The following is a 21278-nucleotide window of genomic DNA, read 5'->3' as shown; positions in this document are numbered from 1 at the left end:
GGGCGTTGTGGGGGCCGCCCCCTCCGTCGCCTTCGGCGCCACCTCCCCCTGGCGGGGGAGGATTGAAATGGGGGCAGCATTCAGCCGGAGTGGCTGCCTGTCGGAACCAGTCAGTATTCGACCTTTCGAGCAAGGCATGTTTCCCCGCGAAGGCGGGGATCCAGACTGGGCTCCCGCCTTCGCGGGAGAACAAGGAATTATGTGCTGCCGTTGGATTGCGGACTGGGTCTTGTCCGAGTGGCATGATCTGCCTTAGTCCGCGAAGTGGATGTCCATTGCCCGCGCCGCGAGGACGGCTTGCGTGCGGTTCTGGACGCCGAGTTTTCGGAGGATGGCGGTCATGTGGCCTTTGACCGTGCCTTCGGAGATGCCGAGGTCGAACGCGACTTGCTTGTTGAGGCGGCCGGCCAGGACGCCGAGGAGGACTTTAAGTTCGGTTGGGGTGAGGCTCGCAACACGCGTCGCCATGTCATCGACGGAGGCACCTTCGATCGGCGCGTCGCGTTCGCCGGCGAGAGCTCGGGCTACGGCATTTTCCAGCGTGGCGAGGTCGGCGGTTTTCGAGACGAAGCCGATTGCGCCATAGGCCCTCGCACGGGGTGCAGCTTCGGCTTCGTCGGCCGATGAGATCACCATGATCGGCGTATCGGGGCGTTCGGCGTGGAGCAGCGCGACACCCGCGAACCCTTCCGAGCCCGGCATGCGCAGGTCGAGGAGGATCAGGTCGAGCCGTTCCGCCCCCCGCACCGCATCGACCGCTTCGCAGAGCTGCCCCGCCTCGATCACCACCGCGTCGGGCGCAGCGCGGCTGACCGCCAGTTTTAGCGCCTGGCGGAACAGCGGGTGATCGTCGGCGATGAGGATCGTGCGCGTCATGCCGGTACGGGAATAGCCTCCTCGCGGCCGGCGATCAGCGCGTCGACCACCGCGGGATCGGCGAGCGTCGAGGTGTCTCCGAGCTGGTCGAGCTGGTTCTCCGCGATCTTGCGCAGGATGCGGCGCATGATCTTCCCAGAGCGCGTCTTGGGCAGCGCGGGTGCGAACTGCAGGATGTCGGGGGTCGCGATCGGCCCGATCTCGCGGCGGACCCATTGGACGAGTTCCTTGCGCAATTCCTCGCTCGGCTCGGCGTTCGCGTTCAGGGTGACGTAGGCGTAGATGCCCTGGCCCTTCACGTCGTGCGGCATGCCGACGACCGCGGCTTCGGCGACCTTCGAATGCGCGACGAGCGCGCTCTCGACTTCGGCGGTGCCCATGCGGTGGCCGCTGACGTTGATGACGTCGTCGACCCGACCGGTGATCCAGTAATAGCCGTCCTCGTCGCGGCGGCAGCCGTCGCCGGTGAAATACTTGCCCGGATAGGTCGAGAAATACGTCTGGAAGAAGCGCTCGTGATCGTTCCACACGGTCCGCATCTGGCCGGGCCAGCTGTCGGCGATGACGAGGTTACCCTCGACCGCGCCGTCCAGCACCTTGCCGTCGGCGTCGACCAGTTCCGGCATCACGCCGAACAGCGGCTTGGTCGCGCTGCCGGGCTTGAGTGCGGTTGCGCCCGGCAGTGGCGAGATCATGTGGCCACCCGTCTCGGTCTGCCACCAGGTGTCGACGATCGGGCAGCGGCCGTCGCCGACGACATTGTGATACCAGTTCCACGCTTCCGGGTTGATCGGTTCGCCGACCGAGCCGAGCAAGCGCAGCGACTTGCGGCTGGTGCGCGTCACCCAGTCGTCGCCCTCGCGCATCAGCGAGCGCAGCGCCGTCGGTGCGGTGTAGAGGACGTTGACCTGGTATTTGTCGACGATCTGCCAGAAGCGGCTGTGATCGGGATAGTTGGGCACGCCCTCGAACATCACGGTGGTCGCGCCGTTCGCGAGTGCGCCGTACAGCGAATAGGTGTGGCCGGTGACCCAGCCGACGTCCGCCGCGCACCAGAAGATCTCGCCGGGGCGGTAGTTGAAGACGTATTCGTGCGTCATCGACGCCCACACCAGATAGCCGCCGGTCGAGTGGAGCACGCCCTTGGGCTGGCCGGTCGAGCCGCTGGTGTAGAGGATGAACAGCGGGTCCTCTGCGTTCATCGGCTCGGGTGCGCAGTCGGTCGACTGGCCTTCGACGCACTCCGCATACCAGCAGTCGCGGCCTTCGGTCATGGTGACCTTGCCGCCGGTGCGGCGGACTACGATGACAGTCTCGACCGCGAGATCGCCGTGGTCGAGTGCTGCATCGACGTTTGCCTTCAACGGCACGGTCTTGCCGCCACGCAGGCCTTCGTCGGCGGTGATGACGATGCGGCTGTCGCAGTCGTGGATGCGGTTGCACAGGCTCTCGGGCGAGAAGCCGCCAAACACGACCGAATGGATCGCGCCGATCCGCGCGCAGGCGAGCATCGCGAACGCCGCCTCGGGAATCATCGGCAGGTAGATCGTGACGCGGTCGCCTTTCTTGACGCCCTTCGCCTTCAGCGCGTTGCCGAGCTTCGACACTTCGTCGCGGAGTTCGGCATAGCTGATCTTGCGGTCGTCGGCGGGGTCGTCGCCTTCCCACAGGATCGCGACCGCGTCGGGGTGCGCGTCGGCGTGGCGATCGACGCAGTTCGCGGCGACGTTGAGCTGGCCGTCCTCGAACCAGCGGATGTGGAAGTCGCTCTCGTCGAACGACGTATCCTTGATCTTGGTCGGCGGCACGATCCAGTCGAGGCGCTTGGCCTCCTTCGCCCAGAACGCGTCGGGATCGGTCGCGGCCTCGGCATACATCCGGTCATAGGCGGCGGCGTCGATCAGGGCGTCCTTCGCCCATTCCGCGGGGACGGGATAGCTTGCCTCGGTCATCTGGCTCTCCTTTTGCCGCGCTGTACGCGGTCGTGTTCGGGCGATCATCCCTAACCAAAGTAAGGGATGGACGCAGGTTCGCAATGCGCCATGATGACGGCGCTGCTATCCACGCGTCAGATCAGTGGAAGAGAGCAGAGACGGGGATGACACGTATGGCGTTTACGAAACGGCTGGCCTTGACGGCCTTGTTGGCTGGTACCGCGCTGGTGCCGGGCATGGCGCAGGCGCAGACCGCGCGTGAGGTCGAACTCGAGACGCGGTTGAAGGCGCTGGAGGCGGCGGTGCAGGATTTGCGCGGCGAGCTGAACGCGGCGCGGGCAACGGCGGCGACCGCGCCCCAGCCTGCTGCTCCGGCGACATCGACCTCCGCACCGACCGCGGTCGCGTCCGCGCCGAACGATCTGCATCCGACCGCGCCGATGGGCCCGACCGCGCCGACCGCGCTTGCCGAAGCGAAGGCACCGGGCGCGGCGCCATCGACCGACGGGTTCAAGGTCGCCGGGACGACGGTCAAGCTCAACGGCTTCATCAAGACCTGGGCATCGGTCAGTCGGTACAGCGGTGGCAACATTGCCCCCGAGTCGGTCGGTCGCGATTTCTATTTCCCGAGCATGACCCCGGTCGGTGGCCGCAACGAAGGCAACAGCGTCGAGGCACACGCCAAGCAGACCCGCATCGTACTGGGCACCGAAACGCCGATCGCCGGGCATACGCTGAAGGGTCTGCTCGAAGTCGATTTCCAGGTCGTGCCGGGGACTCAAGGCAACCAGCGCGTCGTCAACGGTTACAACCCGGGCCTGCGCCGTGCGTTCTTCACGTTCGATAACTGGCTGTTCGGGCAGGAGTGGACCAACTTCCAGTATATCGGTGCGCTGCCCGAGACGACCGACTTCATCGGACCGTCGGAGGGCACCGTGTTCGTCCGCCAGGCGCAGATCCGCTACACGCGTAAGCTCAACGACACGCTGTCGCTGTCGGTCGCGGCGGAGAATCCGGAGACGGCATCGACCAGTCTGGCTTCGGCGACGATCGTCGAGAATGCCGACGATCGCCTGCCCGACGTCACCGCACGGCTGAACTACAAGACCGAGTTCGGCGAGTTCTCGCTGGCTGGCCTCGCGCGCCAGCTGACGATCGATACGGGTGCGCTCAAGGACAGCGCCACCGGCTGGGGCGTGTCGTTCGCGGGCAAGGTGCCGCTTGATACTAAGGGCCGCTCGGATATCCGCTTCATGGTGACGCACGGCGACGGCATCGGGCGCTATGTCGGTCTGGATCTCGCCCCCGACGCGGTGTTCGTGCCGGTGGTCGGCGCGCGGCTGTATACGCCGAGCCTGACCGCAGGGTTCGCGGCGTTGAAGCTAGGCTGGACCGACAAGCTGCGCTCGACCTTCATCGGCAGCGTCCAGTCGATCGATTACCCGACCGGCGGCGAGCCCGTCGGCGCGAGCGACTCGGCGTGGAGCGCATCCGCCAACCTGTTCTACTCGCCGATCAAGAACATCGATCTCGGCGTCGAATTCCGTCACGCCGAGCGCGAACTGGTCGACGGGCAGGTCGGCAAGATGGACCGCGGCGAGCTTGCGGCGCGGTACTCGTTCTAGCGCATGATTTCACGATCCTCTCCCGCAAGGGGGAGGTGTCGCCGAAGGTGACGGAGGGGGAGGATGCGGAACAATGGTCATCGCGTTCCTCCCCCTCCGTCAGGCTAGTGCCTGCCACCTCCCCCTGGCGGGGGAGGATCAGCGGGCCGCCAATCGGCATTTTTTCGCGTTCATAAGTCGGCGGAGACCGGCTGTTCCACCCAATTTTCCTTCTGAGAGGATACTGCCATGGCGACTACAACAGGGGATGCTTCGCCCCTCGGGCACGTGAAGCAGAGCCAGCCGCTCATCATCATCGCGTCGTCGCTCGGCGCAGTGTTCGAATGGTATGACTTCTATCTCTACGGCCTGCTCGCGACGATCATCACCGCGCAGTTCTTCTCGGGCGTCAACGAGACCACCGGGTTCATCTTCGCGCTCGCGGCGTTCGCGGCGGGGTTCGCGGTGCGGCCATTCGGGGCGCTCGTGTTCGGGCGGATCGGCGATGTCGTCGGGCGCAAGAACACGTTCCTCGTGACGATGGCGATCATGGGCCTGTCGACCTTCCTGGTCGGCCTGCTTCCCAGCTACGCCTCGGTCGGCGTCGCCGCGCCGATCGCGCTGGTCGTGTTGCGCCTGTTGCAGGGCCTGGCGCTCGGCGGCGAATATGGCGGCGCTGCGACCTATGTCGCGGAGCACGCGCCCGACAAGAAGCGTGGGCTGTTCACCAGCTTCATCCAGACCACCGCATCGCTCGGGCTGTTCGCGGCGCTGTTGATCGTGATCGGCGTGCGGACCCTGGTCGGCGAAGAGGCGTTCGCGGCCTGGGGCTGGCGTATCCCGTTCATCGTCTCGATCGCGCTGCTCGCCGTGTCGCTCTGGATCCGCATGCAGCTCGAAGAGAGCCCGGTGTTCCAGAAGATGAAGGACGAGGGCAAGACCTCGAAGGCGCCGCTGACCGAAGCGTTCGGGCAGTGGAGCAACCTCAAGGTTGTGCTGATCGCACTGTTCGGTGCGGTCGTCGGCCAGGGCGTCATCTTCTATACCAGCCAGTTCTACGCTTTGTTTTTCCTCGAGAAGAACCTGCGCGTCGACGGGCCAACCACCAACATCCTGATCGCGATCGCACTCTTGATCGCGACGCCGGCGTTCATCTTCTTCGGCTGGCTGTCGGACAAGATCGGGCGCAAATACATCATCCTGACCGGCTGCGCGCTCGCTGCGCTGACCTACATGCCGCTGTTCCATGCGCTGTCGAAGGCCGCCAACCCGGCGCTTTATGCGGCACAGGCCAATTCGCCGGTGAGCGTCGTCGCCAATCCCGACGAATGCTCGGTGCAGTTCGATCCGGTCGGCAAGAACAAGTTCGACAGCAGCTCGTGCGACATCGCCAAGGCGTATCTGGCGAAGGCCGGCATCTCCTACGCGAACGTGATCGCACCCGCGGGCACCGTCGCGCAGATCCACATCGGTGGCACGACCATCCCGGTCGTCAACCCCGCGGTCGTGTCGGGCCCTGACAAGGCAGCGGCGATCAAGGCGTTCGGTGCCGAGGTGAAGACCGCACTGACCGCGGTAGGCTACCCCGAAAAGGCGGACCCGGCGCAGATCAACAAGCCGATGGTGATCGCGATCCTCGTCCTGCTCGTGCTGTACGTGACGATGGTCTACGGCCCGATCGCCGCGCTGCTGGTCGAGTTGTTCCCGACGCGGATTCGCTACACTTCCATGTCGTTGCCTTATCATATCGGCAATGGCTGGTTCGGCGGGTTCCTGCCGACCGCGGCGTTCGCGATGGTCGCGGCGACGGGGGATATTTACTACGGCCTTTGGTATCCGATCGTCGCCTGTGCGGTGACGGTGCTCGTCGGGCTGGTGTTCCTGCCCGAGACGTTCCGTCGGTCGCTGCACGGCTGAGGTCTTCGGCCTGTAGTTGAACGACGAAGGGGTCGGTTTGGGTGAACCCAAACCGACCCCTTCGCTATTCCGACACTGTCACACCCGCCGCCCGATACGCTGACGGCAAGGATCATGACGGCGTCGTTCAGTAGGTCGTCGAGTTGGTCGACGACACCGAACCATAGCGGCCACGCTCGGCAACGACTTCGTCGCGCGTGTACGCGGGCGCTGCCTCGTCGAAGCGCGTCCAGCCGTCCTGGCGATACGCTGCACCGCGAGTCGTCGCGTCGACCGAACGATGACGATCGAGAACCGCTTCGGCCTCGGTCGCGAGGCTGTCGTCGACGCGTGCGCTGAGCAACGTGCCGCCGCGACGGACGCCTTCCGAATAGACATGCGCCTCGTCATCGGTGTGACCGGCGTCCTTCAATGCGCCGACGATCGTGCCGGTGGCGGCACCGCCTGCTGCACCGATACCGGCACCGACGACGGTCGACGCGAGCCAGCCGGCCGCGACGATCGGCCCCAGGCCTGGGATCGCTAGCAGGCCAAGACCGGCGAGCAGGCCGCCGACGCCGCCAACTGCCGCACCGGTCGAGACACCGCGGCTGACATCGCCACGATCGTTGACGTCGTCCAGCGACGTGTCGTGATCGCCATGCGCGCCATCGGCATTGTTCGCGACGATGCTGATCGAGTCATGTGGCACGCCGAGACGCTCGAGATCGTTCAACGCCGACTTCGCATCCGAATAGTCGTCGAACAGGCGGGTAAGGGTCTTGGTCATCGTTTCTCTCCTGGAAAAATGGATCAGCGTGCGGTCACGTTGCCCTTGTAGTCGAGCCCGGCATTGACCTTCTTGCCGGCCTTGGTCGCGCTGCCACGCCAGACGCCGTCCTTGTCCTTCGCCAGGCGCGAAACCGACTGGTAGCCGGCCTTGGTCAGGCGACCACGAGCCTGGTCCTCGGAGAAGGAATTGGCGCCCTTGGCCGGTGCCGCGACATGGGCTGCATCGTTGTTCTTGACGGCGGGGTTGTGCGCGCCGGCATGCGTTGCGGTCTGCGCGACGGCGCTGGAGGCCAACAGCATTGCGCCGCATGCCATGAATGCTCGAACGGTCATGATACTCTCCTGAGTTTCTGGTTTTGGAAACGGGGACGTTCGCGGGGTGGGAGGCGGCATGTGAGCCACGCCGCCTCCCGGTCGGATCAGCGAACCGTACCGCGACGAAACATGTTGACGATCGCGAGCAGGATCACCGCGCCGACCAGCGAGATCAGGATCGACTGGATGTTGAGCGCGCCGTCCATGATCGATGCGCCACCGATCAGCGGCGTGATCAGGAAGCCGGCCAGCAATGCGCCGACGATGCCGACGACGATGTTGAGGAAGATGCCCTGCTGCGCATCGGTGCGCATGATCATGCTGGCGACCCAACCGATGAGCCCGCCGACGACGAGAAGAATGATGAGGTTCATGATGAGGCTCCTGGACGATGATGATACTGGGTGATGGTACAGGGGGCTCAACAGTCGGGATCGCCGATCCGTTCAGTTTCGGCGCCGCGCCCGGATTTTCCGATTGGTGCTCACATACCGGTCGTATTGGTACAAATGTAGCGCCAGGCACGGAACCCGAGCCCCCTTTTGGTCGCTGGACAGGCATGACCAAGACCAACGGCAAGCCGCTCCACGCCCCGACGCTGCATCACCTGGAACAGCTCATGACGGGGTTGCTCGAAGGGGTGATCCTGATGGATCCGACCGGCATGATCCTCAGCGCGAACCCGGCGGCGTTGAAGATGCACGGCGTCAAGGCGTTGGCCGACCTGGGCGAGACCGCGGACGATTACGCGGCGCGCTTTCGGCTGCGGTACCGTGACGGTCGCAAGCTGCCGCGCCGCGAATATCCGTTGATGCGCCTTCTTGCCGGCGAAAGCTTCCCCGACCTGATCGTCGAGGTCTCGTCACCGGATGCGGACGAGCCGCGCTGGGTTCATCAGGTCCGCGACATCGTCATGGACGAGGATGGCGGCGATCCCGATTGCCTGGGTATGGTCATCAACGACGTCTCCGAACGGTTCGACGCGGAGGACCGGTTCCAGGCCATGTTCCACGCGAACCCCGCCCCTGCCCTCATCATGCGGGTCGCCGACCAGCGCTATGTCCTGGTCAACCAGGGGTTTCTCGACCTGTCCGGCTACGACCGCGACCAGATCGTCGGCAAGACGCTGTTCGATCTCGACTTCCTCGCCGAGGTCGAGCGCAAGCCGTTCGTCAAGGAACGCGTCGCCGCCGGCAAGACCGTGCCACAACTGGAGGCGGAACTGCCGCTTGCGGGGGGCGACAAGACGCTCGTCATCCTCGCGGGCCAGCCGATCGAGCTCGCCAACGAAGACTGCCTGCTGTTCACCTTCGCCGACTTGGAACCCCGACGGCGCGCGCAACTGGCGTTGCAGGCCAGTGAACGTCACTTCGCCTCGGTGTTCGAGATGGCCCCCGTCGCGATGGTCATCACCAAGGGCGACGAGAACCGCATCGTGCAGGTCAACGCCGCGTTCAAGAGCCTTACCGGCTACACCGATCACGCGGTCGTCGACCGGATCGCCGACGATCTCCAGCTGTGGAACGACGCCGCGCAGCGGGTGGAGCTGGAAACCGAGATCCGCGAGCGGAACGGCATTCGCGGCCACGATGTCCGCCTGCTCCACAAGAATGGCGAAACGCTGGACTGCCTGGTGTCCGCCGAACGGATCAGCGTCGACGGCACGCCCTGCGTCCTGTGGCTGTACCAGGACATCACGGCGCGCCGCCGCGGCGAACTCGAACTCGTCGAAGCGATCGACGCGGTGATGAAGGACGCCAACTGGCTCAGCCGGTCGATCATGGACAAGCTGGCGACCTTGCGCAATCCACGCGCCAGCTCGGGTGCCACGCCGCCCAGTACCGAACTCAGCAAGCGCGAGCGCGAGGTGCTCGAACTGATCTGCCAGGACCTCGACGATGCGGCGATCGCCACCCGGCTCGACCTGTCGCGCAACACGGTGCGCAACCATGTCGCGCGGCTTTACGCGAAGATCGGCGTCAACCGGCGCAGTGCCGCGATCGTGTGGGCGCACGAACGCGGCGTGGGGGCGTAACGCGTATCAGGCCTTGTGATGCGCGTGGAACAGCTTGCCGCCTTCGACCACATACACCACCGCCAGCACGCCCAGCCCGATCGCGAGATAACCGATCGCCAGCGGATAGGTCGTGCCGTTGTACGACTGGCCGATCAATGAGCCGACGATCACCGCGCCGACGCTGGTGATGAACCCCTGGATCGACGATGCGGTGCCGGCGATATGCCCGACGGGCTCCATCGCCATCGCGCCGAAATTGGAGCCGCACAGGCCGATGCACGTCATGCTCAGCGCCTGGAACAGCATGTAGGTCCAGAGCGATTCCGACCCTGCGGCGATCACGCCGATATGGACTACCGACAGCGCGATCAGCCCCAGCACCGCGGCCTGCGATATGAGGCGCGTGCCGAGGCGCTCGACCAGCCGGCTGTTGGCGAACGACGCGCACCCCATCGAAAACGCGCAGACCGCGAACAGGATCGTGAACCGCTCGCCCGCATGGAACTCGTCGACGAAGATCTGCTGCGCGGACGAAACGAAGGCGATGATCCCGCCGAACGTCATCGACGCCGCGACCGCATAGCCTGCCGAGTACCGGTTGGTCAGCGTCAGCGTGTACGCCTGGCGGAGCGACGCGAACGACAGTGGCGACCGGCGCTCGACCGGCAGCGATTCCCGCAACCGCGTCACTGACCAGGCAAGGACGAACGCCGCAAAGCCGGCCAGCGCGTAGAAGATGAAACGCCACGGACCGAACTGGAGCAGCACCTGCCCCAGGCTCGGCGCCATGATCGGCACCAGGAAGAAGATCATCTGCGCGACCGACAGCGTGCGCGCCATCTGGCGACCCGAATACCGATCTCGCACAATCGCGACCGCGAGCACGCGGGTCGACGCGGACATCAGCCCCTGCAGAACACGGGCACCGAGCAACGCCGCGAACGTCTGCGATCCGGCGGCGAAGATGCTCGCCGCGACGAAGCCCGTGAGCGTGACGAGCAGGATGATCCGGCGGCCGTAGCGATCGGCGAGCGGCCCGTACACGAGCTGCCCTGCGCCGAAGCCGAGCATGTACGCGGTGATGATCCACTGGCGATGGTTCGCGGTGGCAATGCCGAGCTGGTGGCCAATATCGGCGAGTGCGGGCAGCATCAGGTCGACGCCGAGCGCGTTGACCGCCATCAGTGCGGCGATGAAGGCAACGAATTCGCCTGGACGCATCGATGGGGCAGCAATTTTGTCGTTCATCGACGTCGCTTAGGACTGTCCCGGCTCGAACGCCATGCCCGAGCGCTGGACTCGATCGCGATGACGGAAAGGTGATGGCGACTGATCGAACGACGAGGATGCCGCCGACCAGTCGCCGATGCGCTTAGGGCTTCTTGAACTTGTAGACGAACTGGTCGGTCGTGCCGCGGATCGCGGGGTCGAATACCGGCTTGGTGTGATCGTCGGCCGGATTGCGCAGTGCGGTGGACTCGCCAACGAACTTGAACCCTGCCGCCTGGACCTGCGCCTTTACCGCCGCCGGGTCGATCCGGTGCCGTGTCTCGGTCCCGCTCAGGCCGCTGCCGGGGGCATCCGCATGATCGATCACGACGTAGATGCCGCCGCGCTTCAGCATGTTGAATACCGCCTTGTCGAACGCCTTCAATGCGCCCTCGCCGCCGCCGTTATTGGCGATGTCGTGGTAGTTCTGCACGGTCCAGAACAGGTCGACCGGCTTGGGCGAGGTCGGCAGGTTGGTGGTCTGGACGACGGCGGTGACGTTGGCGAGGTTGCGCGCCTGAAGTGCCGGCAAAGTCTTCTCGGCGTATTTCGCGCCGGCCGCTGGCCAGACCGCGTAGACATGGCCCTTGGGTCCGACCACGCCAGTGAAAATGCGGGTCCAATACCCCGCACCCGGCAGGTAATCGACGACGACGTTGCCCGGGCGCACGCCGGAGAAGGAAAGGACGTCGGCGGCCTTGCGGCGGGCATCATCGCCTTGCTGGTCGGCGCGCGCCGGATCGGCAAGCGCGCTGGTGACCGCGGGGCTGACCTTCTGTGCCTGCGCGGCCGTTGTGCTCGCCGCGATCGTCATCGCCACTGCAACGCTCGTCCAGATCGTTTTCATCATCCGTCTCCCACCGTCCGGACGACAATGCCGGCTCGGTGGGGAGGATCGACCCGAAGCGGCCGCTAGTCCAGATCGTTTTCGCTGATGACGACGATCTCCTGGTCGGGATCGCGCGCCAGTGCGACGACGCCGAGCTCTGCGATCTCTTCGGCATGCTGCTTGAAGATCGCCACGGCGTCGCCTTCGGGCGATACCGTGCTCAGTGCTTCGAGCACGTCGTACTGGACCGCGAACTGATAGCGCTCCTCGCTCACTTCGGCCTCGAACTCGACCTGACGCAGGTCGCTATTGTCCTCGAGGGTCTTGGTATCGATGTTCAAACGGTCTTCGGCCATGTCTTCGCTCCTGCTATGCGCCGACAACAGTCCGGGGGCGGAATCGAGCCATTCCACCCCGAAAAGTGCGGTTGCTTAAAGCCCGATCTGAAGGTTGGCGCGCAACGACAGCGCGACGCGGCCCTGTTGCTGCTCGGCGTTGAACTCGCCGCCCATCCGGAAGATGCCGTTGCCGCCGACGCCGCGCAGCTTGCCGACCCAGCCGCTGGTACGCTTGTCGGGGGTCAGCGTGAACGACTGGCCACCTTCGAACGACGCGGTGGTCGCGCCCAGACCACCACCGACGATCTGGCGGCGCCCGCCTTCGGCTTCGACGCGGAACCAGCCATTCTCGAACTTGGGTCCGCCGAAGTTCAGCCCGAGTGCGCCGCTGCCGGTGACCGCCAGCTCGTCGCTGGTCCGCGACCGCACGACGAGGTCGATCGCCTTGCCGCCGCCGGTCTCGCTATAGCCGTCCTCCTTGAGCTTGTAATAATCGATCGCAAGGACCGGGCGGAAGGTGAGCATGCCGGTGCCGGCCTCGTACGACAGGCCACCGGACGCCGCGTACAGCGTGCCGTCCCAGTTGCCTTTGGCGGTCCGGGCAACGGCCTCGGCACCGATCGCGCCGGCGAACTGACGGACACCGTCGAACTTAACCTTCGCCCCCGACGCACGCGCGTTGGCCTGGAGGCCGCCCCAATGCCCGCGCCAGTATCCGGCCAGCTCATACTGGTCCGAATTCACCTCGTTGTCCGTGCCGTCGTCGGCATCCTGGCCGTGCAGATAGGCGAGCGAGGTCCCGAAATTGCCCACGCTCGTCTTGTATTCCGCGCCCGCCGAGACGCCCCAGCCGCTGATGTCGTAGCCCGCCGTATCGGCGACGCTTTTCGACGTGCCCCACGCGACCTGCGTCACCCAATACCCCCATTTGCCTTCATCCTTGAACGGGCCGTGCGGGTCGGCGAGCAGGCGGGCGGTGGCGCGCGAGCCCATCGTCACGGTCTCGAACGTGCCGCCGGCATGGTCGGGCAGCATCTGGCGGACCGAGCCGCGGAACGCGTCGGCTTCGGTGATGTTGAGGAACGCGCCACCGACCTTCGAGTCGTTGCCGAGCGCCTTGTAGATCGCGTCATACGCCGACGCCTGCGAGCGGTTGAGCCCGAGTTCGGTCGACGATTTGCGCGCGATGTCGACGGCCAGGTCGTTGCCCGTACCGGTCGCGATGCTGCCCTTGTAGAGGAACGGAAGCGTCGTCGTGGTCGCGGTCAGGTTCGCGGCACCGGTCAACGTGCCCGCGCGCAGGACCGTGTAGCGGCCCTCCGCATCGACGACGCTGGTGAGCTTCAGGGCAAGCTTCGAGTCCTTGTCGAACGATGCCGTGCCCGCGACCTGGATCGCCGTGCTGGTGCCGCCGGTCTTGTCGAGTGTCACGGCGAGGATACCGCCGCCGCCGACCGACAGCGACGCGATCGACGCAGCCTTGGTGATGTCGAGCGTGCCGCCGTTGACCGCGACCGCGAGGCCGCCCGAATTGGCGAGCGTGCCGGAGAAGCGCGACGTGCCGCCGAGCGTCAGCGTGTCGGTACCGCCGCCGAAGTCCGCCGCGCCGCTGAACACCGAAGTTCCCGCGAGCGTGAGCGCGTCGTTGCCAGCGCCGAACACTGCGCCGCCGGAGAAATTGGCATCGCCCGACAGCGCGAGACGGTTGTTGCCGCTGCCGAAGCGCGCGGTGCCGGTGACGGTACCGTCCGCGACGTCGAATACGTCGTTGCCGCTGCCGAAGCGGATGTCGCCGACGATCGCGGGCGACGCGATGCCGGTCGCGACTGAGGTCTGGCGAACGATCGTGCCGGTGGTGTTCGCCGAAAGGTCGATCGCGACGTTGCGCTCGGACGTTGCCAGTGCACCCGATGCGCCGATCCCGCCGCTGTTCTCGACCAGCGTAACGGTGCCCGAGCGATCGAGGATGGCGATCGCGGTACCATCGGCGGCCTGCGCGGTCGCCTTGATCGTGCCGCTGTTGCGGATCGTGGCGACGGATGCGCCGGTGTCGACCAGGACCGCCGTCGAACGCGATGCGGTCGTGCCGCCGCCTGCCGCGGCGATCGTGCCGGCGTTGCGGATTTCAGGCGTCGACGCACCTGTACCGAGCTTCAACGCGGTCGCACTCGCGCCGTTCGCGGCTGCCGCTACGGTGCCGTTGATGCCGATCCCGCCTGCGATCGTCACTGTGCCGCCAAGGCCACCGATCGCCAGGCCATTGCCCTCGACGCCGCCATAGACGCCGCTGCCCGCGATGCCGCCATCTACGATCAGGCCGAAGCCGGTGCCTGTCCCCGCAACCGCGCCGATGGCGACGGCGCGCGTGGCCGATCCGATCTGCACCGCCGGGGCCGCGCCGAACGTGGTGATCGCGGCCGAGCCTTCGGTGGCGTCGGGAAGACCGTCCTTGTCCTCGTCAGTGTCGGTCGTGCTCGCGTCCTTCGGCGGGACCGCGAAGATGATTCCGCCCGATACGTTGCCCGCGACGATCAATGCCGAGCCACCCTGCAACAGGTCGTCGGCGTCGAGCTTCGAGACGTCGGCGGGTGCCGTCGCATAGCGATAGCCGGTCGAGCCGAGCGCGCCCTGCACCACCAGCGCACCCGCGATGTCGCCATCGACGCGTGCGGCGACCGCGCCCTGCCCGATCGCCGCGATCGTGCCCGCGAGCCGGACGTTGCCGGTGACGTCGGCGATCCGCACGCCGGTCGATCCGTTGCCGGTGACCGAGGTCTGGCCGTCATGCGTGAAGGCGCCGGTCAACGGTCCGCCGAGCCAGATACCGGCGGAGTTGTTGCCCTTCACCGTGATCGCGCCGCTGTTGACGATCGCGCCCGTGTACGCGCCCACGGTGCGGATGCCGGTGCGTCCGGTGCCCGCCGCAAACGGGCCGTCGAGGTCGCCGTCCTTGTCCGTGTCGGTCGCGACATAGCTTTCGTCGATGATGATCTTGCCGGTCGTCGTGTTGGTGATCCCGCCGCTGGTGCCGACATTGGCGAGGATGCCAGTCGAGCCGTCGGCGTTGGTGACCTGGATCGTGCCTTCGTTGGTGACCGAGTTGACGCTGTCGACGGTGACCGCAGTGCCGGTAGTCGGCGTCACCGAGCCGGCGGCGGCGATGCGGATATTGTCGGGGGCGCCGGCCTTGATCGTCGAGGTCCGCACCGTGTCGGTCCGCTTGGTGTCGATCACGGTCTGCGCCTGGGCGCCCGTCGTTACCGCGAACAGGCAGGTGGTGGTCAGCAGGAGACGACGCATACGGAACCCTTTTCGATGTGTTTTCGAGAAGAGGACGGAGACGCGGCCTGCGAACCTTGAAGCGCGCTATATTATCGTGCGGCACAATGACCGAGGCGGCGCGTTGTGCGGCGGATATCTTCAGGGAAATGCCAGCATGATCACCACCATCGCCGAACTCGACCGCATCCGCGACGACAGCAAGCGCCTCGTCACGACGCGCTCGATGATGTCGGCGGGCGCGGCGGTCGTGCCGATCCCCGGCGCGGACATCGTCGCGGACATCGGCCTGCTCACCAAACTGCTGCCCGAGATCAGCAAGCGCTTCGGGCTCGATCACGAGCAGGTGAAGAAGCTCGAGCCGCAGCTTGCGCAGCAGGCGCTGGTGATGGCGTCGAGTCTCGGCAACACGATGATCGGCCGGATGGTGACGAAGCGTATCGTCGTAGCGCTCCTCCGCCGCGTTGGTGCTCGCATCGCGGTGGGGTCGATGGCGAAGTTCGTGCCTTTTGCGGGCTCGGCGGTGGCGGCGACGATCAGCTTCGGCGCGATGAAGCTGGTCGGTAATTCGCACGTGGAGGATTGCTACAAGACGGCGCTGGCGTTGTTGCCGGCCGATCAGCGGGCACTGGTGAACGCGAAGGGGTGAGCGTCGGGACCTTCTAGCTCCCCTCCCTGGAAGGGAGGGGCTGGGGGTGGGTCGGCCCGCCTGAGCCACCATTGTTCGAACACGCGGAAGCCGACCCACCCCCGACCCCTCCCTTCCAGGGAGGGGAGAAGTTAGAAGGCGGCGTCCAGGCCGATGCGGATGGTCCGCGGACGCTGTGGCGTGATCTGCCCGCTCTCGACTTGGAACGGCGTTCCGAGCGCGAACCGGTTGCCGACGCTATCCGTCAGGTTCGTAACCCCGAGCGTCACGCCCAACGATGGCCGCCCGATCCGTGCAGTAAGCGCCGTATCGAGATAATCGCCCTGCTCCTCGCCCAGCACCGGCCCGACACCCAATCGCGACCGCCCGACATAACGCGCCCAGCCATACACCCGCAGCTCCAGATCCCGCCCGATATCACGCCGGTAATCCGCCCCCAGCCGCCCGGCATAGCGCGCGATGTTCGGCACCTGGCTCATCCGCGCGAGCGCCACGAACAGCGCAGCACTCGGTTCGGTCACGCGGCTGTCGTTATAGGTAAAGCCCGCGTCGAGCGTCAGCCCGGCGATCGGTTTCCACCCGCCCGCCGCGCTGAACGTCCAGATCCGCCCGTCGCCGATGTTGGCGGTGCTCGGCAGGCCGGTCGCGTCGATGAAGTCCGCCTGGATATCCTGCCAGATCGTGTGCGACACGCTCGCCGTCAGATAGGCGCGATCGACCCCGGCGAGCCCGACGCGCACGCCGGTCTCCAGCGTCCGCACGCGATCATTCTCGAACCGCCGCACGAAATCGCTCTCGATCGCAAGCCCGCCGGGCCGAAATCCCTGCTGGTAGCGGCCGTATAGCGACACCTTCGGCAACACTGCGGCGATCAGCGAGGCGGACGGCAGCACGCTCGTCTCGATCCGGTCCGCCGTCACGCGCGCACGGGCCAGCGCGACCGCTTCCAGCCGTGCCGGTGCGATATCCTCGCCGGTCCCCGCGAGCGACGCCCGCGTGACCCGCGCGCCGGCGGTGGCGGTCAATCCGCGCACCAACTGCACGCTCCCCTCACCGTACAGCGTCGCCTCGTCGATGCTGTTGGTCACGCCCGTCACCGGCGCGGGCGCATCGACCGGGCCGAGCGAGCGCGATAACCGCGTGCGATTATGCGTGTAACTGCCGCCGACCACCCAGCCGAACCCGTTTCGCATCGGCCGCCATACCCGCGTCTCGTTCGCGATCATGTCGGTCGCGTTGCGCTGGGCGAACACGCGCGGACTGCCCGCGGCCGCCGTCAGGGGGCTGCCGAATGCAGGCCAGTTGGTAATCGGTAGCGTCGGATCGACGGCCGGCAGGGTCGCGTCGTACCGTTCGGTCAGCGTCTGGCTGACGATCCCGGTCGAGGACTTGACCTTCAGCCCGCCGATCGTGCCCGAGACGACGACCTGCCCCATCGTGTAATCCGCGGAGAACCCCTGCACGATGGCGCTCGACCGCGTCAGCGGCGGCGCGTCGCGGTCGGCATATTGGCTGTCGTCGCCCTTTGTCCATTGCCCGATCCCGCCGAGATCGACCGTCCAGCCATTCCCCGCATCGAGCCGTAGCGCCGCTCGCCCGCCACCGATCCGCGTCCGGTTCACGTCACGGCGGTCGAGCACCGGGTTGTCGATATACCCGCCCTCGCTCACGCCGTAGCCGACGACGCGCAGCGCGACCCGCTCGCCGAGCGGCATGTTCAGCGTCGCGCCGAGATCAGCCCCCGGATCGCCGTGCCACGTCGCGGAGAGACCGCCCGCGATCGACGCCGACACCGCGCCCAGTTCCGGCGCGTTCGGCACGGTGCGGATGATGCCGCCGAGCGACCCCGCGCCGTACAACGTCCCCTGCGGCCCTTCGAGCACTTCGACCGAGGCGACATCGTAGAGCCGCAGATCGGGATCGGGCGCATTGTAGCTCAGCCGCAGGTCGCCGAAATACTGGCCGACGGTGGTCTGGGTCGGTCCGGTAAAGCTGGAGTCGGCGATGCCGCGGATGAACAGCTTGTTGCGGCCGGCGCCGAGATGCGTCGACGATACGCTGGCCAGCCGCGCGAGGATCGCCTCGGTCCCGCCCGCGCCGCCGAGCGCGAGGTCGACGCCATCGAGCAACGCGACCTGGCCTGCGAAATCACGGAGTCGCACGTCGCGCTTGCTGCCGGTGACGACGATGTCCGCACCCTGTACCGCCGGCGGTGCGGCGATCGGCACGACCTTCGGCCGCTTCACCCGAACGACGCGGGGCGTGCGGGCAGTCAGGCGCCACCCGAATGCGCCCGCCGCGACGACATCGGCATTCGCCGCAGTCGCCAGCCGGTCGAGTGCCTCGCGCGCGCTCATTCGTCCGCGTACCGCGGGCACGCGCCGCGCCCACAAGGCCGGATCGCCGACGACGATGCTCGTCCCCGACTGCCGCCCGAGCGCCAGCACCGCATCCCCAAGACGCCCCGGCGGCAAGTCGACCGCCCCCTGCCCCGCCTGCGCAGGAGCGGCGACGGCGAGCGCCGCGACGACCAGACATCCGCGCATCCTCACGAGCGCGAGGACATCACCCAGTGACCGCCACGCTTGCGGATCGCGACACCCAGCAACGGCGCGGCACGCCGGGGATCACCCGACAGCTTGGCCGTCGCGATGCTGCCGCTGAACGCGCGCTTTGCGACGCCCGGATCGGCGCGCAGGTCGACGCCGAGTGCGCGCGACAGGTCGTCCGCGACCTCCGCCAACGTCACGCCTTCGTACGCCAGCACGCTGTCGCGCCACGATCCGACGCTGGCGACATCGACCGCGGTCACGGTCGCCTTGCCGTCGCGCACCACCAGCCCCTGCCCCTTCACGAGCCGGATGCCGTCGCGGCCCGGATTATAGTCGACCGCGCCTTCCGACACCGCGACGCGCGTTTCGCCGCGCGCACGCTTCACGTCGAACGCGGTGCCGACATCGACCAGCCGCGCGCCGCCGACGCTCACCTCGAACGGATCGCTGTCGTCGTGCCGGACGACGAACATCGCCTCGCCGCGCTCGAGCGTCGCGACCCGCGGGTCGTCGCGATCGAGCAGCAGCCGCGTCGCGCCGCCCATCGCGATCGTGCTGCCATCGGCGAGCCGAACCGTCCGCATCGCGCCCGCCGCCGTCTCGACCGCATAAGGATGCGCGCGCGTTTCGATCGACTCATACCCTACGAACAGCGCGAGCGACGCGGCGATCGCTCCACCGGCCCAGACCGGCCAGCGCCTCCGCGGAGGCTGCATAACGATCGGCGCGGCCTGCACGGGCGGCACCGTCGCCGCCATCTCCTCGATATCCATCGCCATCGCATGATACGCAGCCGCGTGACGCGGGTCCGCCTCCAGCCAGGCGTGGAACGCCGGCCAGTCGTCGAACGCATCGCCGCCGGTCCGGACCACCCAGTCCAGCGCGGTCTCGTTCAGCGTGCGTGCTTCGATGTCGTCATGCTCCGCCATCATGGCCTCCTATAGCCGAAGACGGAGACGTTGCGATCAAGCCTCATCGTAACGTCGCTTTGCATCGATCATCGCACGATAGGCTTTGCGCAGGTCGCCCTCGACCGTGCTGAGGCTTACGCCGAACTCCGCCGCGACCACACGCTGCTCGACGCCGTCGATCCGGTGCCGTCGGAAGATACGCGCCGCCCGGTCGCCAACCGACTGCAACGCCGACTCCGCCAAGGCCGCCTGCTCGCGGGCGATCACGACGCGTTCGGCGGAGGGCTCCTCGGAGCGGTCGAGCGACGGTCCCCCCGTCGCCTCGGTCCATTCGCGATCACGCTTCTCCGCCTGCCGTACCGCGCGGTGGCGATCGAGCATCAGGTTGTTCGCCATCCGGTAGAGATATGACAGCGGCGACGCGATTGGTCCGGTCGGGGCGGTCTGGATCCGCACCCACAGTTCTTGCAGCAGATCCTCCGCATCGCCCGCGCCGAGCGAACGGATGAACCGCAGCAGCGTATCGCGATTTGCTAGGAAAACGGCCTCAAGGCCCGAGGAGTCCATGTCATGCCCGTGTCGATAGGCCGCCGATCGGCGCTCGGCGGCACCGTGTTCCCGGCGGGACGTACAGCGCTTGGCGGGGAGACACAATCAGCGCGCCCCGTACCGGGTTACTGGTGCAACAGCGTCCAGCCCTGCGGCAGGTAGTCGGTCGACATATAGTAGTAGAAGAGGCACGTCCCGTCGCGGCGGTAGGTGCCGCCCTTGACGAGGCCCAGCGCGGTGCTGCCCTCGAACACCGGCGCGCCGCTGTCGCCGGCCTTGCACGTCGGCCCCTCGACCGCGACCCAGGTCGGCAGGCACGCGCCACCGCACAGATCGCCCGCCGGTGCGAAATCGACCATCGCGATCACCGCACAGCTATAGCCGGTACGCTCGCCGCGATGACACACGAAGTCGCCCGCGCGCGTGCTCGTGCGGTAGCGCCACGTGGCGACGGGCCGCGCGAGCGTCTTGGCGGTATCCGCGTAGAACAGCGGTGCGTAGCCGACGTCAGGCGCGGTCGCGACGTTGACTTGTACGTCCTGATACCCCCAGCCCCATTGCCCGACGAACGCCAGCGGCCATTCCTCGCGGCTGCCGTCCGAAGGGCGCTTGCCGACGTAAGAGAGCGTGTCTGGGCAATGCGCCGCGGTGACCACGCCGTTCCGCACCCCGTCGGACACGACGAAGCCGGTCGTGCAGGCATAGCGCTTGCCATCGACCGTCCCGACCACGCGTCCGCCACCCTCGATCGCGCCACTGCCAACCGGGGCGGGTATGAGCGTGGGGACTGGAACGACCTGATCCTGCGCCATGTTGACTGGCGGCTTATCAACGGCTTCGATCCGCACCGGAACGCCGGTCATCGTCGCAATTCGGGTGCGTAGCGCGCCATCGCGGTCGAGATCGGCATCGCCCGACGCGATCATCACGACCAGTTCGCCGGTCCGCTGGTCGACACCAAGCCCGGGCGGGTGCGGGAGGGACTCGCGGATCTTGGCCTGATACGCCGTGATCGCGGCGAGCACCGCCTCGCGCGTCGCAGGTGCGCCAGTGCGGAAGACGATCGGCACGACCATCCCGCCCGCCATCACGGATTGGTCCGCGACCGGATCGGTGCCGGTCAGCAGCACGACGATGCGGTAATTCGGCTGATGCTCGATCGCGACGCCGGCCCAGCGATCCTTGTAGGTCTCGCGGAGCGCGTCGGTCGTCGGCACGGTGGCGCCCTGCGCGCGCATCCGCCGCAGCGCCTCGTCGAACGAAACGCCGAACCGGGTCGCATACTCTCCCGCGTCCTGCATCAGCGCATCGACCGGCAGTTGCACCTGCGCCGCCGATGCCGGCCCCGCCCCGAGTAAGAGCAACGCCGCCGCCAGAAGCCATCGAACCGAAATAGTGAACATGAACGACGAAATCCTGGGCGCGCGGGTATTCTGGGGCGTCATACCGTCATGATCTGAACCAGTGC

At 66.9% G+C, this 21278-nt stretch carries 17 protein-coding genes; 4 read left to right on the top strand and 13 right to left on the bottom strand.

What is annotated here, in order from left to right:
- Nucleotides 1–252: 252 nt before the first annotated feature.
- Nucleotides 253–876 (bottom strand): response regulator transcription factor, encoded by a 624-nt coding sequence (locus tag AC59GX_RS01130; protein ID WP_133029685.1) that lies wholly within the window; start codon nucleotides 874–876, stop codon nucleotides 253–255.
- A complete protein-coding gene (gene acs / locus AC59GX_RS01125) occupies nucleotides 873–2828 on the bottom strand; it encodes an acetate--CoA ligase (protein ID WP_497300630.1) in 1956 nt (651 codons plus the stop codon). The genes AC59GX_RS01130 and acs overlap by 4 nt, the downstream gene beginning before the upstream one ends.
- 155 nt (nucleotides 2829–2983) lie before the next feature.
- On the opposite strand from acs, the gene AC59GX_RS01120 reads away from it, so the two are divergent.
- The gene (locus AC59GX_RS01120) at nucleotides 2984–4435 is read left to right on the top strand and encodes a DcaP family trimeric outer membrane transporter (RefSeq protein ID WP_426282686.1); all 1452 of its coding nucleotides are present in this window, start codon (nucleotides 2984–2986) and stop codon (nucleotides 4433–4435) included.
- Nucleotides 4436–4663: 228 nt separating this feature from the next.
- Entirely contained in the window at nucleotides 4664–6331 is a 1668-nt protein-coding gene (locus tag AC59GX_RS01115) for an MFS transporter (RefSeq protein ID WP_136189170.1), read from the top strand.
- A 127-nt stretch (nucleotides 6332–6458) separates the two neighbouring features.
- Here AC59GX_RS01115 and AC59GX_RS01110 read toward each other — a convergent pair whose 3' ends face one another.
- The 3 genes from AC59GX_RS01110 to AC59GX_RS01100 form a co-directional block, all read right to left on the bottom strand.
- Complete coding sequence (locus tag AC59GX_RS01110; RefSeq protein ID WP_120299540.1) at nucleotides 6459–7100, bottom strand: general stress protein; 642 nt, start codon at nucleotides 7098–7100, stop codon at nucleotides 6459–6461.
- A gap of 23 nt (nucleotides 7101–7123) precedes the next feature.
- A complete protein-coding gene (locus AC59GX_RS01105; RefSeq protein WP_426282689.1) occupies nucleotides 7124–7435 on the bottom strand; it encodes a hypothetical protein in 312 nt (103 codons plus the stop codon).
- Between the two features lie 86 nt (nucleotides 7436–7521).
- Complete coding sequence (locus AC59GX_RS01100) at nucleotides 7522–7791, bottom strand: GlsB/YeaQ/YmgE family stress response membrane protein (RefSeq protein ID WP_056061356.1); 270 nt, start codon at nucleotides 7789–7791, stop codon at nucleotides 7522–7524.
- A 185-nt stretch (nucleotides 7792–7976) separates the two neighbouring features.
- Here AC59GX_RS01100 and AC59GX_RS01095 point away from each other — a divergent pair, with 185 nt between their 5' ends.
- Entirely contained in the window at nucleotides 7977–9452 is a 1476-nt protein-coding gene (locus AC59GX_RS01095; protein ID WP_426282691.1) for a PAS domain S-box protein, read from the top strand.
- Between the two features lie 6 nt (nucleotides 9453–9458).
- On the opposite strand, the gene AC59GX_RS01090 is transcribed toward AC59GX_RS01095, so the two are convergent.
- The 4 genes from AC59GX_RS01090 to AC59GX_RS01075 form a co-directional block, all read right to left on the bottom strand.
- Nucleotides 9459–10655, bottom strand: coding sequence for a multidrug effflux MFS transporter (locus AC59GX_RS01090; RefSeq protein ID WP_107952523.1), 1197 nt, complete (start codon nucleotides 10653–10655; stop codon nucleotides 9459–9461).
- Between the two features lie 151 nt (nucleotides 10656–10806).
- Entirely contained in the window at nucleotides 10807–11550 is a 744-nt protein-coding gene (locus AC59GX_RS01085) for a class I SAM-dependent methyltransferase (RefSeq protein WP_497300629.1), read from the bottom strand.
- Nucleotides 11551–11615: 65 nt separating this feature from the next.
- Nucleotides 11616–11888, bottom strand: coding sequence for a DUF1488 family protein (locus AC59GX_RS01080; RefSeq protein ID WP_056061362.1), 273 nt, complete (start codon nucleotides 11886–11888; stop codon nucleotides 11616–11618).
- Between the two features lie 75 nt (nucleotides 11889–11963).
- Entirely contained in the window at nucleotides 11964–15170 is a 3207-nt protein-coding gene (locus AC59GX_RS01075) for an autotransporter outer membrane beta-barrel domain-containing protein (protein WP_426282696.1), read from the bottom strand.
- Between the two features lie 136 nt (nucleotides 15171–15306).
- On the opposite strand from AC59GX_RS01075, the gene AC59GX_RS01070 reads away from it, so the two are divergent.
- Nucleotides 15307–15798 carry a hypothetical protein gene (locus tag AC59GX_RS01070; RefSeq protein ID WP_426282698.1) on the top strand — a complete coding sequence of 164 codons (492 nt, stop codon included), beginning with the start codon at nucleotides 15307–15309 and terminating at the stop codon, nucleotides 15796–15798.
- A gap of 131 nt (nucleotides 15799–15929) precedes the next feature.
- Here the strand turns inward: AC59GX_RS01070 and AC59GX_RS01065 are convergent, their stop codons facing one another.
- The 4 genes from AC59GX_RS01065 to AC59GX_RS01050 form a co-directional block, all read right to left on the bottom strand.
- Nucleotides 15930–18344 carry a TonB-dependent receptor gene (locus AC59GX_RS01065; RefSeq protein ID WP_426282700.1) on the bottom strand — a complete coding sequence of 805 codons (2415 nt, stop codon included), beginning with the start codon at nucleotides 18342–18344 and terminating at the stop codon, nucleotides 15930–15932.
- A gap of 2 nt (nucleotides 18345–18346) precedes the next feature.
- Nucleotides 18347–19279 carry a FecR family protein gene (locus AC59GX_RS01060; protein ID WP_497300626.1) on the bottom strand — a complete coding sequence of 311 codons (933 nt, stop codon included), beginning with the start codon at nucleotides 19277–19279 and terminating at the stop codon, nucleotides 18347–18349.
- Nucleotides 19280–19315: 36 nt separating this feature from the next.
- Nucleotides 19316–19828: an RNA polymerase sigma factor gene (locus tag AC59GX_RS01055; RefSeq protein WP_426282704.1), complete on the bottom strand. Its 513-nt coding sequence runs from the start codon at nucleotides 19826–19828 to the stop codon at nucleotides 19316–19318.
- Between the two features lie 107 nt (nucleotides 19829–19935).
- Nucleotides 19936–21213 carry a chymotrypsin family serine protease gene (locus AC59GX_RS01050; protein WP_426282706.1) on the bottom strand — a complete coding sequence of 426 codons (1278 nt, stop codon included), beginning with the start codon at nucleotides 21211–21213 and terminating at the stop codon, nucleotides 19936–19938.
- Nucleotides 21214–21278: the final 65 nt, after the last annotated feature.

The sequence above is a fragment of the Sphingomonas sp. 320_CC genome (assembly GCF_059691795.1).
This window is presented reverse-complemented; position numbering and strand designations above follow the sequence as displayed.

What these genes read in the sequence shown, in the direction of transcription:
- AC59GX_RS01115 (WP_136189170.1), top strand. Translation starts at nt 4,664, where the DNA reads ATGGCGACTACAACAGGGGATGCTTCGCCCCTCGGGCACGTGAAGCAG.
- AC59GX_RS01075 (WP_426282696.1), bottom strand. Translation starts at nt 15,170, where the DNA reads ATGCGTCGTCTCCTGCTGACCACCACCTGCCTGTTCGCGGTAACGACG.
- AC59GX_RS01055 (WP_426282704.1), bottom strand. Translation starts at nt 19,828, where the DNA reads ATGGACTCCTCGGGCCTTGAGGCCGTTTTCCTAGCAAATCGCGATACG.
- AC59GX_RS01100 (WP_056061356.1), bottom strand. Translation starts at nt 7,791, where the DNA reads ATGAACCTCATCATTCTTCTCGTCGTCGGCGGGCTCATCGGTTGGGTC.
- AC59GX_RS01050 (WP_426282706.1), bottom strand. Translation starts at nt 21,213, where the DNA reads ATGTTCACTATTTCGGTTCGATGGCTTCTGGCGGCGGCGTTGCTCTTA.
- AC59GX_RS01065 (WP_426282700.1), bottom strand. Translation starts at nt 18,344, where the DNA reads ATGCGCGGATGTCTGGTCGTCGCGGCGCTCGCCGTCGCCGCTCCTGCG.
- AC59GX_RS01085 (WP_497300629.1), bottom strand. Translation starts at nt 11,550, where the DNA reads ATGAAAACGATCTGGACGAGCGTTGCAGTGGCGATGACGATCGCGGCG.
- AC59GX_RS01090 (WP_107952523.1), bottom strand. Translation starts at nt 10,655, where the DNA reads ATGCGTCCAGGCGAATTCGTTGCCTTCATCGCCGCACTGATGGCGGTC.
- AC59GX_RS01095 (WP_426282691.1), top strand. Translation starts at nt 7,977, where the DNA reads ATGACCAAGACCAACGGCAAGCCGCTCCACGCCCCGACGCTGCATCAC.
- AC59GX_RS01110 (WP_120299540.1), bottom strand. Translation starts at nt 7,100, where the DNA reads ATGACCAAGACCCTTACCCGCCTGTTCGACGACTATTCGGATGCGAAG.
- AC59GX_RS01105 (WP_426282689.1), bottom strand. Translation starts at nt 7,435, where the DNA reads ATGACCGTTCGAGCATTCATGGCATGCGGCGCAATGCTGTTGGCCTCC.
- AC59GX_RS01070 (WP_426282698.1), top strand. Translation starts at nt 15,307, where the DNA reads ATGATCACCACCATCGCCGAACTCGACCGCATCCGCGACGACAGCAAG.
- AC59GX_RS01080 (WP_056061362.1), bottom strand. Translation starts at nt 11,888, where the DNA reads ATGGCCGAAGACCGTTTGAACATCGATACCAAGACCCTCGAGGACAAT.
- AC59GX_RS01120 (WP_426282686.1), top strand. Translation starts at nt 2,984, where the DNA reads ATGGCGTTTACGAAACGGCTGGCCTTGACGGCCTTGTTGGCTGGTACC.
- AC59GX_RS01130 (WP_133029685.1), bottom strand. Translation starts at nt 876, where the DNA reads ATGACGCGCACGATCCTCATCGCCGACGATCACCCGCTGTTCCGCCAG.
- AC59GX_RS01060 (WP_497300626.1), bottom strand. Translation starts at nt 19,279, where the DNA reads ATGGCGGAGCATGACGACATCGAAGCACGCACGCTGAACGAGACCGCG.
- acs (WP_497300630.1), bottom strand. Translation starts at nt 2,828, where the DNA reads ATGACCGAGGCAAGCTATCCCGTCCCCGCGGAATGGGCGAAGGACGCC.